The following is a 12,797-nucleotide window of genomic DNA, read 5'->3' as shown; positions in this document are numbered from 1 at the left end:
TTAATAATTATCGACGATCTAAAACAGAGACACCGGGAAGAGATTTTCCTTCCAAAAATTCTAATGATGCACCTCCACCAGTACTCATAAAAGTAACTTGGTCCGAGTAACCACTTTGATTAATTGCCTTAACCGAATCGCCACCACCAATTATTGAAATGGCATCTCCCTCTGCAACTGCTTTTCCGATCGCAAAAGTACCTTTACTGGACTCCGGAATTTCAAAAACACCCATTGGTCCATTCCACAAGACAGTTTTTGCCTCTCCTACTTCTTTTACATATAATTCGGTTGTTTTAGGACCAATGTCTACCCCTTCCCAACCATCATCAATATCTCCTTCAAAAACCTGAGTCTCGCCCAAAGTTTTTGCATCAAAGTCTAATGCATTGGTTCCAAGCGTATCGATGGGTAATAGGAATCGAACCCCTTTTTCCTTGGCTTTGGTAAGTGCGGACCGTGCTAATTCAACTTTATCCGGTTCACTCAAACTTTCACCCACCTTCTTACCGTTTGCCAATGCAAAGGTGTAAGCCATTGCGCCACCTATAATGATCACATCTGCCTTGTCCAAGAGTGAATCGATTACCATAATTTTATCACTCACTTTCGCCCCACCCAAGATCACCGTGAATGGACGAGTGGGAGAAGCAGTTTTTTGCCCAAGGAATTCAAGCTCTTTCGCAATCAGGTACCCTGATACTTTAATGGGTAAAAGTTCTGCGACTCCATAGGTCGAAGCATGTGCCCGATGGGCCGTCCCAAAAGCATCACTAACAAAGGCATCAGCATGTGCGGCAAGACTTTTTGCAAAAGTCGGATCATTTTCAGTTTCACCCTTATGAAACCTAAGGTTTTCTAACAACACGATCTGGCCATCCTGTAAATTTTGAAGGGCTTCTTCCACATCACTACCAATACAATCATTCAAAAACAAGACTGGTAATGATAACTTGTCAGAAAGTATGGGTGCAACTGGTGCGAGGCTCATCGATTTAACACGTTGCCCCTTCGGACGTCCTAAATGACTAGCAAGTATAATCTTTGCACCTTGCTCGTGTAATTTCCTAATGGTCGGAAGTGCGGCATTGATTCTGGTTTCATCTGTCACGCTTCCATCCGCGTCCAAGGGGACATTAAAATCAACTCGTACAAAAACGCGTTTACCTTGTAGGTTTACATCATCGATGTTTTTTACATCATTCATAATAAAGTACTGTCAGAATGGGAATGGAATTAAGCGGAAGTTTTCCGCTTATTGGCAAAAAAAGCAGTTCTAAAGTCTAGACAAACTTAGCTACTTTCTTCAGTAAATCGACACAACGATTACTGTAGCCCCACTCGTTATCATACCAAGAAACAAGTTTAAAAAATGTGTCACTTAATCCCATTCCTGAACCTGCATCGTAAATAGATGAAGCGGGACAATGAATAAAGTCAGAAGAAACCACCTCATCACCGGTGTATTCAAGAATTCCGGCTAAAGGACCTTCGGAAGCTTCCTTCATTTTTTGACAAATCTCTTCGTAAGAAGTTGATTTCTCCGTTTTAACCGTTAAGTCAACTGCCGAAACGGTTGGAGTGGGTACTCGAAATGCCATACCGGAGAGCTTTCCTTGAACTTCGGGAAGAACTAAACCGACTGCCTTTGCGGCACCAGTCGTGGAGGGAATAATATTTATTGCAGCACCTCTTCCACCCTTCCAATCTTTCATCGACGGACCATCTACTGGTTTTTGTGTCGCAGTGTAACTATGTACTGTGGTCATTAAACCTTCCACAATCCCAAAATTTTCTAGAACTACTTTTACCATCGGAGCCAAACAGTTGGTGGTGCAAGATGCATTGGATACAATCGCATCGTCTTCTTTCAACTCGTCGTCGTTCACTCCAAGAACAATAGTCCTCACATCTCCTTTCGCGGGTGCTGAAATGATTACCTTTTTGGCCCCTGCTTTTAAATGACCTTCGGCGGCATCTTTACTCACAAATAATCCAGTCGATTCAATCACGATATCAACACCAAGTTCTGCCCATGGCAATGCGGCAGGCCCTTCTCGAACCGCTAAGCATTTGATAGTATGACCATTAACAACCAAGGAGTCTTCAGTCGGTGCATCAACCGTACCATTAAAACGCCCCTGAGTGGAATCATACTTTAATAAATAAGCAAGGTTGTCAGATGGAACCAAGTCATTGATTGCCACAACATCAAATTTGCTACCTAGCAAACCTTGATCGACAAGAGCGCGAAAAACTAAGCGGCCGATACGACCGAAACCATTTATTCCAATTTTAATAGACATTGACTGATAATGTTTGAGTTTAAGGTAATATAACCTAAAATTTGTGTGAAGATAATACGAATGAGATTTTATACCAAAAATGGCAAGTATATACGAAAAAAACTAGCCAAAAGCACGCTCGATCAAATTTAGGAAGTTGCGGAATTCCTTAAAATTCTCTCTGGTTTCCTGTTTGAAATAATCGAGTTGATCTTCATCTAAATTTAATCGAGCCATAATCTCCTCTGAAAGTTTACCGTGAGACCGATGACCACTAAATCCAAAATGTAATGAATGAGAAAGCCAATTCCCAACATAGACCACATCAATTAGCTTATTTAAATCGTCTTCTCCTACCGTCCCGCGCTCAACAATATCGGTTTCATGATGCCAGCGGATAACAGATTCCACATCTCTGTTTAAACCCCATTCATTACAAACAATTTGCCCCACTCGATCATGGGTCGGGGAATTTTTCTTTCTTTCCACATCGATCAATGGAATTTCTTCGTAAATTGCATCACCCACATCTTCGCAAAAAGACTCTGGGTGTAATTGAAGACGGGCAACCTTTCCGATGTCATGCACTAATCCACAACTGTAAGCCCGCTGCCTTTGACAATGATTAGTTAGCTCAGCAATGGTAGAAGATGCAACTGCTACCCCTAAACTGTGTTTCCAAAGTTCTACAGGATCGTAATTTAAGTCTTTTGCATTTTTAAAGGAAAATGCTTTAAAAACAGATGCAGTCAAAATAACCATATGAATCTTATCAAACCCGAGTGTACCAATCGCCTCTCCCACATCGGTTACTCTTTCCCTTTCTCCCCGATAATGGACGCTATTTGCCACGCGCAAGACTTTCATCGTTAAAGTTTGATCAGACTTCATTATCTCCTGAATAGAGTGGGTAGGAGAGTTCGGATCTTTTAACATGTCAGAAAGAGATTCGAAGACAGTAGGAAGTGTAGGCAAGTTATCTTTTAACTCTTCACCAATAGACTTATAATCTATAAAACCACCAATACTTTCCGCTCCCACGAAGTTAAGCTAATTAATTCAAATATAGGAATCAACCTAAATTGAAAAATTTATTTAAACGCCCCCGCTATCAAGAAGGTCACAGAAGTCCTCCGTCATTTTTAATTCGTTTTGTATATCTTTGTACAAATGATCTGTTTGACCGGGATTCAAGTTGAGACGGGCAAGCAAAGCATCTGATGGTTTGTCTGGGCTTTCGTGTCCACTAAAGCCAAATTTTTGATCGTTCACTGCCCAATTAGCAAGAATTACCACATCAATGAGTTCGTGTGCATCTTCCGAAGTTACTTTTTGTCGGCGTTCGGGTTGGGGTTCATGGTGCCACCTTACCACCCCCTCCACAAAAGACGATAATCCCCAATTTTTGCATATCAAATAGCCAAGGTAATCATGACGGGGTGATTGGTTGATTAATTCAGATTTATAAAAATTAATCTTTTTATCAAGAGAGGTTTGCGAATCAGTAATAAAGTCCTCCGTCTCTTCACTTTCATCCAGTTTGAATCGAGCCACTTTTCCAATATCATGGACTAATCCGCATGTATATGCCCTTTCACTCCAAGATTTACCTAAAAAATTGGCAATGCACCTTGACGCTGATGCAACGCCGAGACAGTGCTTCCACAATCCCTCGAGGGAGAACTTCTGCTCCGCGGATGGCCCAGAAAACATCTTAAACACAGAGGTGGTCAGTACCACATTTCTTATTTTTTCAAAGCCCAATGTCCCAATTGCCTCATTGGCATCGGTTACCCGTTCTCTTCCCCCACGATAAAAAGAAGTGTTTGCAACTCGCAAAATTTTCATCGTCATGGATTGATCAGCAGTCATTACATCTTCAACAGCAAAAGTGGAGGCGTCTGGATTTTGCAATACATTGGTCAATTCATTAACAATGGTCGGCAAAGTGGGTAAATTCCGCTGAATTTGCCCGACTAAATATTCATAATTGATAGAACTCGATTCCATTTGTATTTTGTAGTTAGATTACAACATCATTAGACTTTACAATAGATGAACAAGTGTAAAAAAATTTCAAACCTAAAAAGTTAATTTCGTTTTTTTCTTAAAGCGAAAGGAAGGGACGCAAGGGTTAAAAATAGACACATATATGCAAACCAATCGCCATAGCGGACATAAAAAGATGCTGTGGATAATTGATTCTGATTAATTGTAATGCTAAGTGTGGTCGCGCCTTCAAAATAGATACTTCCTTCTTCATTCCTCAATACTTCGCGCTGGTATCCATTAGAATCGATCCATCCCGACCAGCCTGCATTACCGCAACGAAGAAAAGGTCTTTGGGTCTCGATCGCACGCAAGACAGAATGAGCAGCATGTTGCTCAGCGCAACCCTCCCGACCAAACCATGCATCATTAGTGGTAACAAAGAAGAGATCAACACCCTCGAGTGCGGTTTCCCTGCACAATCTGGGAAATATATCCTCGTAACAAATAAGTGGGCCAATTTTGAATGTCGAATCTTGATTCTTTTTTGAATGAACGGAAAAGGTTTTCACCTCATCTCCCTCCTTAAAACTTCCAACCGGTCCAACTAATTTCCTTACTCCAGGAATCCATTTAAATGGAAATGGTACATACTCACCAAATGGAACTAAAACTCTCTTCGCATACCAATTATCTTGCACTCCCGCTTCCGGTAAAACTTCTGATATTGTATTGTGTATTGAATCCTCTCCCTTCCATACTGCTCCAATAAGCAAGGGGGTTTGAGTTTGGCTAGACAGTTCTTCCACCCATGCAGAATCTTGATTCAAGGCATAAGGAGTGGAAGCCTCTGGCCAGACAATCAGGTCCGGATTCATCAATCCTAAAAAACGGGTCTGCCTTTTTAAGGTATCCTTATGGATCCCCGCATTACCGCCCTTCCATTTTTCCATCAAATAGGGTTGGCAAAGACCGACCTGGAATTCCACCTTATCACCCGTCGTTTGATTTTTAAAAAGAAAAAATGGACTCACCATGAAAACAAAAACGATTATTGCTAAATAAAAGTCCGGGCAAATATTTCCCAAAATGCCTCCACTTGACTCCCTTCTCCTTACCAACAAATGATGTACATATGAACAGAGACACAAATTAAAAAGAACGAGGAAGAAGGATACTCCCCAAGACCCCAGCCATTGAGCAGTTTGCAATAAAACTGGACGTTCCCATTGAGTGACTGAAAGTGGACACCAAGGAAAACCTAAAGTAAATTGACACCTCAACCATTCCATCGATACCCAGGCAGAGGGCAGAATAAGAAGAATTAACAAACGAATCTTAAAGGTTCCAGTTGCTGCACGCGGCACAAGAATCCGAGCCAATAAAAACCAAGGAAGGTAGTAAAGTGAAAGAAGAGTGCATGCAGACAATAAACCACCCAGTGAAATATGCCTCATCCATCCGACCAATGATACATGATACAGTAATCCAGCTAAGAAAAAGTTGAATGCAACAGTCTTTAACTTTGGTTTAAAGCAAAACCAGCTAATCGCGGGTAATAAGAAAAAATAGGCACACTCCGGTGACTGTCTTGGAGGTTGGGCGAGTAACAGGAAAAGGTAAGTTCCCATTGAAGCACTCAACGGAATCCATACCTTTTGTAAAAACTCTTTAAAAGAAAAATCCGGCTTCATCATTTTATCCTAGTTGACAAGTGGAATACGAGGATTCGGAACTGGGTCTCGCTACTAGACCATCAAATGGTTCAAGATTGTAAAACTGACCTTCTCGCCCTTCACTAAGTAAATAGTGAGCACAGACTTCAAACAGATCCTTTTTACTTTGCGTTCGGCGCATCAGGTGCAGGAATTGTCCTTCCGCATCCACAGATAATCCAACAAAATTGAGAAACTTTTTCATCCGACCCACATTTTTTCTCTCTTCAATTTCAGGTTTTTCAATCGAATCATAAAGATCTACAACATATTCATACACATCCGATAAAGTCGGACAAAAAACTTCTTCCCCATCCTGGGATTCTCGAATCTGTCGAAAGATCCAAGGGTTACGAATTGCAGACCTGCCAATCATTACCCCATGGGAACCGGTGAGTTCCCGTAACTTATTTGCACTTTCAACTGAGGTCACATTCCCGTTTAACAAAACCGGACAACCCACACTCCGTACCGCGGTTTTAACATGATCGTAACTGGGCGCCGATCGATAACCACCCAGTACTGTTCGAGCATGCAGGCTTAATAGGTCAACTTTGGTTTCATTCATTACCTCCAATAATTCTTGAAAAAATCGATCATCTTCAAAACCAATTCTCATTTTTACTGTAAGCAGTGAACTGACTTCATTTCGAAGCATTTTCAAAATTTCAAGGATTTGCTCAGGTGAACGTAATAACCCGCCCCCCACATTTTTTTTAAATACACGAGGAGCTGGGCATCCTAAATTTAAATCGATTCCTGCTATAGGATAAGGAGCAAAATCACGAACAGTTCGTCTTAAATCTTCTATATTTTCACCAATTAATTGGGCAAAAACTGGCTGATCGGTTGGGTTTTCAGTAATTGCGAGAAGAATATCTTGATCGATTCTCGAGTTTCCATGTACTCGAAAAAATTCCGTAAAGAAAAAATCGGGAGCCCCTCTTTTTGCAACTACTTCCATAAAGGGTAAGCTTGTTACATCCTGCATTGGTGCAAGGGCAGTGGGCCATTGTCCCTCTATTAAAGAATGGGGTATTGAACTCACTTGATTAAACGGAAATGATTTCAATTCTGAAATCACTGAACCAATCGCCCCAACGAGTGCTAATCCTGCTTACGGAGAATGCGCTCGAGGATCTCGGACATATCCTCCACATTCTCCAATACTTTCTTGGACACATGAATCGGTTGTTTCATCTGTAAGGCAAGAACAATTGAATCGCTCGGGCGGGCATCTAATTCAATAATTTTTTTTCCCAATTCATTTTGCATTTGTAAAATGATTCGGGCAAAGAAAGTACCCTCATCTACATCGTTAATAAGAACCCGTTCAATATGCGTTTCTAATCCCCTCAGAATTAATCCAATCAGGTCGTGAGTTAAGGGTCTTTCCTTTTTGACCTGATTAATCGTCATATTGATCGCATTGCCGATTGCCGGGTCTACATATATGACAAAGGTCTTTTCATCATTCCCCAAAAAGATTGCGCATCCGTTGGATGTTGGCATTACTCCTTTTACGGTGACTTCCACTGAGTCGTTATTCATATTTTTATTATCTCCATATTTTCTCTGTTTCGCAAGCAATTATCAACTTCTTATTTGCTCACTTGAATGAATCCTAAGAAAAAAAATGTCCGGGCGCCCAACCTTTACCTAATTGGCTTCATGGGAACGGGAAAAAGTTCTGCCGGAAAATGGGCCGCGAAGAAGTTAAAAATGGAATTCCTTGATTCGGATCAACAAATTGAAGCAACTTACGGTTCTTCGATTCGCATAATCTTTGAAAACGAGGGAGAGGCAAAATTCCGGGAACTTGAAAAAAAGTTTATTCAATCCGGTTGCCCAAAAACAAATTGCCTAATTTCATGCGGGGGCGGACTTCCCATTCCCGAAGGAATGATTGAATTGCTCAAATCAAAAGGAAAGGTCTTCACTCTCGATGCCTCCGTCGATACGATTTTGGAAAGAACTTCAGAAAATAATTCTCGCCCGCTTCTTCAAACGGAAAATCCCAAAGAAGCCATCCAATCGCTTCTGAAAAAAAGGGAACCCAAATATCTTCTTGCAGATCATTGTATTTCAACCGAAAAGCGAAATACCGAACAAGTTGCCGATGAAATTGTGCAAGCGTATCTCAGTTCAATAAGCTAAATTAATCTTCAAAACTTTTTTTCGCGAGATTCAAAAAATTTCCTGGTGGCCGTACTACCCGCCCGGCACCCGAAACAAATGCATGCTCCGTTTGACCGGTCACCAGTAATTCACTCCCTCTTCTCACCTCATAACTCGCTTGAATTCGAACCAGGGGAATTTTTGCAATTTCCACTTTCACCTGGAGTCGATCATCAAAAAAAGCGGGCGATTGAAAAGAAGCCGAGCATGTAAGCACCGGTAAAAAATAATCTTTTTTTTCCAAATCAAGATAGGGGCAACCCATTTGATCGAGTAATTCGATCCGGGCAATTTCAAACCATGTAAAATAATTGGCATGGTAAACCACTCCCATTTGATCGGTTTCTTTGTAACGCACTCGAATGTCAACGCTTGCCGAAAGCATAATATTTCTTTACTGCAAAAACCCTAACATATGCAACGAACGAATTTTTAATGTCTATTTCAAAAAAAGAAAGATCCTTTTCCATTTGGATTGGGATTGCCATCGGGGTGGCCCTCTCCTCCATGCTCGTCCGCTATGCTTTGGAGAAAAAAGAAACCCAAACCAAAGAACGACCCGGTAATTACGAATCATTGCAATGTGCATCGGGGGGAGAACCATTCCATCCTCTCCCTGAACCAATTAAGGAAAAAATTCCCTATGGTATCGTGGTCTATTTCGAAAATAATCAAAGCACTGAGGATTTTAATCAAACCGTATTTCAACGCTCTTGGGTCATCGAGTCGTCCGGGTCTTTTCGCTCGGAAAGACTCTTTATCCTGGCTCAGGAACAATCAAGCAGTGCCCTCTTCGATGGAGAATGTGAGTACTACTTTTATCGAGCATCTGAAGTCTACCTACTCCCCCACCCCGGAGTAACAAAAGAGGAAATTGAACAAAAACTAGATCCAGAACAGTACAAAATTATCGGCCAACATTCTAAGACAGGGGAATGGATTCTTCAGATTAAAGACTTCTCACCCACAGAATTACGTAGTTCGTTATCGGGACTATCCAAACTGACCAGGCTTATTTCAGGTGTTCAACTAATTCACTGGACTCCAAGTCGCTAACATAAAGAGTACCTTTATCTCGTTGACCCTAAGGGTTTTTTTTGATGATATCTTACTTTGTGTTGTGCTCGTTGCATTTCCACATAGACCATCATTAATACTAATCAATATTCTTTGACCTAAAGCCGTGAATCTAGAAATAAAAGAGGCGGGAGACGCTCGCAAAATAGTAAATGTATCCTTTGACTTGGACGAAATGTCTGAAAAGGGAAATCAAGTATGTAAAGAGCTTAGTCGCATTGCAAATATCCCCGGTTTTCGAAAAGGGAAAGCACCCGAGCAAGTCATTCGTAAAAAATACGCGACTGAAATCATTCAGGAATTAAACCGAAAGGTTTCTACTGCTGCTTACGAAGCGGTATTGGAAAACAAGGATATTAAAGTTTATTCTATCCTCAAGGTGGATGCAGGTGATGTGCAGTTAGGAATTCCGGCAACAGTGGAAGTGACTGTGGATATAGAACCCGATTTTGAACTTCCTAAGTACGAAGAATTTGAACTCACTACTCATCCCACCGAAGTTAAGGATGAAGAGGTTGATAAAGAATTAGACTCCCTTCGTGATCAACGTGCCTCCTTCGAAGAGGTTGAAAGAGCGATCGTAGAGGGTGACTATGTAAAATGTTCTTATGAAGGAATGCTGGACGGTTCCCCCGTGGCGGAACTTCTTCCCGATAAACCGATGTACGGAAAACAAACCAATACATGGGAGGAAGCCGGTCAAGCCAAAGGCTTGGGAGTGGATGCAATTGCACAAGCTGTGATTGGCATGAAAAAGGAAGAGAAGAAAGAAGTGGATGCAGATTTTGCAAAAGACTTTGAAGTCGCACCACTCGCTGGAAAAAAAGTAGTCTACTCCCTCGAAATTCACGAAGTTCGTGAAAAGAAAGCACCAGCGGTGGACGACGAGGAATTCTTAAAGGCTTTGAAGGTTGAAAACGTAGATGATTTAAAAAAGAAAATTAAAGACGACCTTCTCTCTCGAAAAGAAAGAGAAAACATTGACGGTAAACGTAGTCAAGTTACCCAAAAATTTCTTGAAATTCCAGACTTCCCTCTCCCTCAACAGGCAGTGGAAGATGAGTCCAAGTCGATTTTTCAATCCAATATCCAACGAGCAGTCCAACAGGGTGCAAAACAAGAGGATATGGAGAGTAAGAGAGATGAACTTTGGAACGAAGCACAAGTACAAGGCAAAGCAAGAGTTAAAATCACCATTGCTCTGAGTAGAATTGCAGAATTAGAAAAGATTGAAGTTTCAAACGAAGATCTTGCCCAAGCAGCGACCCGCGAAGCAATGATGATGCGTGCAGACCCACAGGTCTATGTGCAAGAGTTAGCCAAAGACCAAGCTCGGATTAGTCGTCTCCGACAAGATGTCCTACACGACAAAACACTAGAACTTGTTGCTTCCAAAGCAAAGGAAAAAGTTTGTGAAATCGATGGCGAACACTCACACTAAAATTTTAATTAACGAATAACCAAATCGAAGACATGGGAGCCTATTTACCTTTACCATACGTATACGAACGCGAAGGTCGCCAAGAGCGTGCCTGGGACATTTACAGTCGATTACTTCGCGACCGCATAGTATTTATCGGCACGCCGATTGATGATTATGTGGCCAACTCGATCATTGCACAGTTGCTTTTCCTGCAAATGGAAGACCCCAAAAAAGACATTCATGTGTATATCAATTCACCTGGAGGAAGTGTTTCTGACGGGATGGCGATTTACGACACATTGAACTTTATGGAATGCAATATTGTAACCTATTGCATTGGCATGGCAGCGAGTATGAGTACTGTTCTCCTTGCTGCAGGAACACCTGGTAAACGATTTGCATTACCCAACAGTAGGGTCATGATTCATCAACCTAGTGGCGGTGCTGGTGGACAAACATCTGATATTTCAATCGCAGCGAAAGAAATTCTTCGTTGGAGGAGTACAATCAACGAAATTCTATCTCAACACAGTGGGAAATCGATTGAACAATTAGAAAAAGACTCAGACCGCGACTATTACATGTCTGCAGACGAAGCCAAAGAATACGGTATCGTGGACGAAGTAATTTCCAAAAAGCCCAAGGAATAAAAATCCATTATGGCGAAACCGACCAAGATCAATTTTTGTTCGTTTTGTGGTAAACCACAGGGCGAGGTTAAAAAGATGATTGCAGGTCCTGCAAGTGTTTACATATGCGATTCTTGCGTGCGAGTATGTAAAACAATTATCGATCGCGAATTGGGCGAAAAGACTACCCCACCTAAAGGTTCTGATGAGAAACCAGTTTTTAATCTACAAAGACCGAGTGTAATAAAGGGTTTTCTTGACCAACATGTGATCGGACAGGAACATGCAAAAAAAGTATTATCAGTCGCAGTCCATAATCATTACAAAAGATTAGCATCCGAACTAAACATCGGTGATTGTAAATTGGACCAATTTTCATCCAGCGAACTGGATGATGTGGAGATTGAAAAGAGCAATGTTCTACTAATCGGTCCAACCGGGAGTGGGAAAACCTACCTTGCCCGTACCCTCGCCCGAATGCTCGATGTTCCCTTTGCGATTGCCGATGCTACTACTCTTACTGAAGCAGGATATGTCGGAGATGATGTTGAAAATATCGTTCTTCGCCTTCTTCAATCGGCAGATCAAAATGTGGAAAAAGCACAGTGTGGTATTATCTATGTAGACGAAATTGATAAAATTGGTCGCAAGACTGATAATGTTTCAATCACTCGTGATGTATCCGGCGAAGGCGTCCAACAGGCACTACTTAAAATTTTAGAAGGTACCATTTGTAATGTGCCTCCACAGGGTGGAAGAAAACACCCCAATCAAGAATACATTCAACTGGACACCTCCAACATCTTATTTATTTGCGGAGGTGCCTTTACTGACCTCGATCAAATTATTGAACAAAGAACAGGTAATCGAATGGTAGGATATTCTGCCGATGCCCCCAAAGAATCTCACGAATTATTGGCAGTGGTTAAACCGGAAGATTTAGTTAAATACGGTTTAATTCCTGAATTTATTGGTCGATTGCCCATCGTTTCAGTTTTGGACGAACTCACACGCCCCGAATTAGTTCGCATTTTAAAAGAGACAAAAAATTCCCTGCTCAAACAATATCGTAAACTTTTCCTGATGGAAGGTGCACACCTGCGGTTTACTCGCGAAGCAATTTTAGCAATTGCCCAACAGGCAGTCGAAATGAAAACAGGTGCCCGCGCACTTCGATCTATCATGGAGACTATCATGCTCGATATTATGTACGACTTACCAGCAATTGAAGGTGCTGTGGAAGTACTAATAAGTGCGGGCGTGGTAAGAGGTAAAGGAAAAGCAAAGATTACTCCAATAGAACCTGAAAAGCTAGACGCCGCTTAATTCCTTTGATCCCTAAATTGAACTCGTTCGTACCTGAACTTGTGGAATAAGTTCAGGCGGGCCAAATCGGATAATAATTTCCTGTATTAATTGTTTTGGAGTAATCTTTTCCGTAAACCCAAGGGTGTTAAATAAATGAAATAAATAATTCCATGAAATTTTTAAATAGACCGGG

13 protein-coding genes are annotated in these 12,797 nt (G+C 41.4%); 5 read left to right on the top strand and 8 right to left on the bottom strand.

The window, feature by feature from the left end:
- Nucleotides 1–7: 7 nt before the first annotated feature.
- The 7 genes from ACKPQ5_RS04300 to ACKPQ5_RS04270 form a co-directional block, all read right to left on the bottom strand.
- Nucleotides 8–1,207, bottom strand: a complete 1,200-nt coding sequence (locus ACKPQ5_RS04300; RefSeq protein WP_407677865.1) for a phosphoglycerate kinase — start codon at nt 1,205–1,207, stop codon at nt 8–10.
- A 76-nt stretch (nt 1,208–1,283) separates the two neighbouring features.
- A complete protein-coding gene (gene gap, locus ACKPQ5_RS04295) occupies nt 1,284–2,306 on the bottom strand; it encodes a type I glyceraldehyde-3-phosphate dehydrogenase (protein ID WP_407677864.1) in 1,023 nt (340 codons plus the stop codon).
- 102 nt (nt 2,307–2,408) lie between these two features.
- Nucleotides 2,409–3,326, bottom strand: a complete 918-nt coding sequence (locus ACKPQ5_RS04290) for an HDOD domain-containing protein (RefSeq protein WP_407677863.1) — start codon at nt 3,324–3,326, stop codon at nt 2,409–2,411.
- 54 nt (nt 3,327–3,380) lie between these two features.
- Nucleotides 3,381–4,295 (bottom strand): HDOD domain-containing protein, encoded by a 915-nt coding sequence (locus ACKPQ5_RS04285; protein WP_407677862.1) that lies wholly within the window; start codon nt 4,293–4,295, stop codon nt 3,381–3,383.
- Nucleotides 4,296–4,375: 80 nt separating this feature from the next.
- Nucleotides 4,376–5,971, bottom strand: coding sequence for an apolipoprotein N-acyltransferase (lnt, locus tag ACKPQ5_RS04280; protein WP_407677861.1), 1,596 nt, complete (start codon nt 5,969–5,971; stop codon nt 4,376–4,378).
- A 1-nt stretch (nt 5,972) separates the two neighbouring features.
- Complete coding sequence (locus tag ACKPQ5_RS04275; protein ID WP_407677860.1) at nt 5,973–7,037, bottom strand: tRNA dihydrouridine synthase; 1,065 nt, start codon at nt 7,035–7,037, stop codon at nt 5,973–5,975.
- A gap of 59 nt (nt 7,038–7,096) precedes the next feature.
- Nucleotides 7,097–7,540, bottom strand: a complete 444-nt coding sequence (locus ACKPQ5_RS04270) for a bifunctional nuclease family protein (RefSeq protein ID WP_407677859.1) — start codon at nt 7,538–7,540, stop codon at nt 7,097–7,099.
- Between the two features lie 66 nt (nt 7,541–7,606).
- On the opposite strand from ACKPQ5_RS04270, the gene ACKPQ5_RS04265 reads away from it, so the two are divergent.
- Nucleotides 7,607–8,146 (top strand): shikimate kinase, encoded by a 540-nt coding sequence (locus tag ACKPQ5_RS04265; RefSeq protein WP_407677858.1) that lies wholly within the window; start codon nt 7,607–7,609, stop codon nt 8,144–8,146.
- A gap of 1 nt (nt 8,147) precedes the next feature.
- Here ACKPQ5_RS04265 and ACKPQ5_RS04260 read toward each other — a convergent pair whose 3' ends face one another.
- Nucleotides 8,148–8,552 (bottom strand): acyl-CoA thioesterase, encoded by a 405-nt coding sequence (locus ACKPQ5_RS04260; protein WP_407677857.1) that lies wholly within the window; start codon nt 8,550–8,552, stop codon nt 8,148–8,150.
- Between the two features lie 50 nt (nt 8,553–8,602).
- Here ACKPQ5_RS04260 and ACKPQ5_RS04255 point away from each other — a divergent pair, with 50 nt between their 5' ends.
- The 4 genes from ACKPQ5_RS04255 to clpX all read left to right on the top strand — a co-directional run bounded on the left by ACKPQ5_RS04255 (nt 8,603) and on the right by clpX (nt 12,622).
- Complete coding sequence (locus ACKPQ5_RS04255) at nt 8,603–9,223, top strand: hypothetical protein (protein ID WP_407677856.1); 621 nt, start codon at nt 8,603–8,605, stop codon at nt 9,221–9,223.
- A 127-nt stretch (nt 9,224–9,350) separates the two neighbouring features.
- On the top strand, nt 9,351–10,685 hold the full coding sequence (gene tig / locus ACKPQ5_RS04250; protein ID WP_407677855.1) for a trigger factor: 1,335 nt from the start codon (nt 9,351–9,353) through the stop codon (nt 10,683–10,685).
- A 32-nt stretch (nt 10,686–10,717) separates the two neighbouring features.
- Nucleotides 10,718–11,317 (top strand): ATP-dependent Clp protease proteolytic subunit, encoded by a 600-nt coding sequence (locus tag ACKPQ5_RS04245; RefSeq protein WP_407677854.1) that lies wholly within the window; start codon nt 10,718–10,720, stop codon nt 11,315–11,317.
- A 9-nt stretch (nt 11,318–11,326) separates the two neighbouring features.
- Entirely contained in the window at nt 11,327–12,622 is a 1,296-nt protein-coding gene (gene clpX, locus ACKPQ5_RS04240) for an ATP-dependent Clp protease ATP-binding subunit ClpX (protein WP_407677853.1), read from the top strand.
- Nucleotides 12,623–12,797: the final 175 nt, after the last annotated feature.

It is taken from the genome of Candidatus Seribacter sulfatis (assembly GCF_964187635.1).
In the GTDB taxonomy this organism is placed as follows: Bacteria; Verrucomicrobiota; Verrucomicrobiia; order Opitutales; family Seribacteraceae; genus Seribacter; species Seribacter sulfatis.
The sequence above is the reverse complement of the archived record's forward strand: the minus strand, read 5'-3'. Positions and strand labels throughout refer to the sequence as shown.

Bases quoted from the DNA above. Each gene is read 5' to 3' on its own strand.
- ACKPQ5_RS04300 (WP_407677865.1), bottom strand. From the start codon at position 1,207: ATGAATGATGTAAAAAACATCGATGATGTAAACCTACAAGGTAAACGC.
- gap (WP_407677864.1), bottom strand. From the start codon at position 2,306: ATGTCTATTAAAATTGGAATAAATGGTTTCGGTCGTATCGGCCGCTTA.
- ACKPQ5_RS04285 (WP_407677862.1), bottom strand. From the start codon at position 4,295: ATGGAATCGAGTTCTATCAATTATGAATATTTAGTCGGGCAAATTCAG.
- lnt (WP_407677861.1), bottom strand. From the start codon at position 5,971: ATGATGAAGCCGGATTTTTCTTTTAAAGAGTTTTTACAAAAGGTATGG.
- ACKPQ5_RS04270 (WP_407677859.1), bottom strand. From the start codon at position 7,540: ATGAATAACGACTCAGTGGAAGTCACCGTAAAAGGAGTAATGCCAACA.
- ACKPQ5_RS04265 (WP_407677858.1), top strand. From the start codon at position 7,607: ATGAATCCTAAGAAAAAAAATGTCCGGGCGCCCAACCTTTACCTAATT.
- ACKPQ5_RS04260 (WP_407677857.1), bottom strand. From the start codon at position 8,552: ATGCTTTCGGCAAGCGTTGACATTCGAGTGCGTTACAAAGAAACCGAT.
- ACKPQ5_RS04255 (WP_407677856.1), top strand. From the start codon at position 8,603: ATGTCTATTTCAAAAAAAGAAAGATCCTTTTCCATTTGGATTGGGATT.
- ACKPQ5_RS04245 (WP_407677854.1), top strand. From the start codon at position 10,718: ATGGGAGCCTATTTACCTTTACCATACGTATACGAACGCGAAGGTCGC.
- clpX (WP_407677853.1), top strand. From the start codon at position 11,327: ATGGCGAAACCGACCAAGATCAATTTTTGTTCGTTTTGTGGTAAACCA.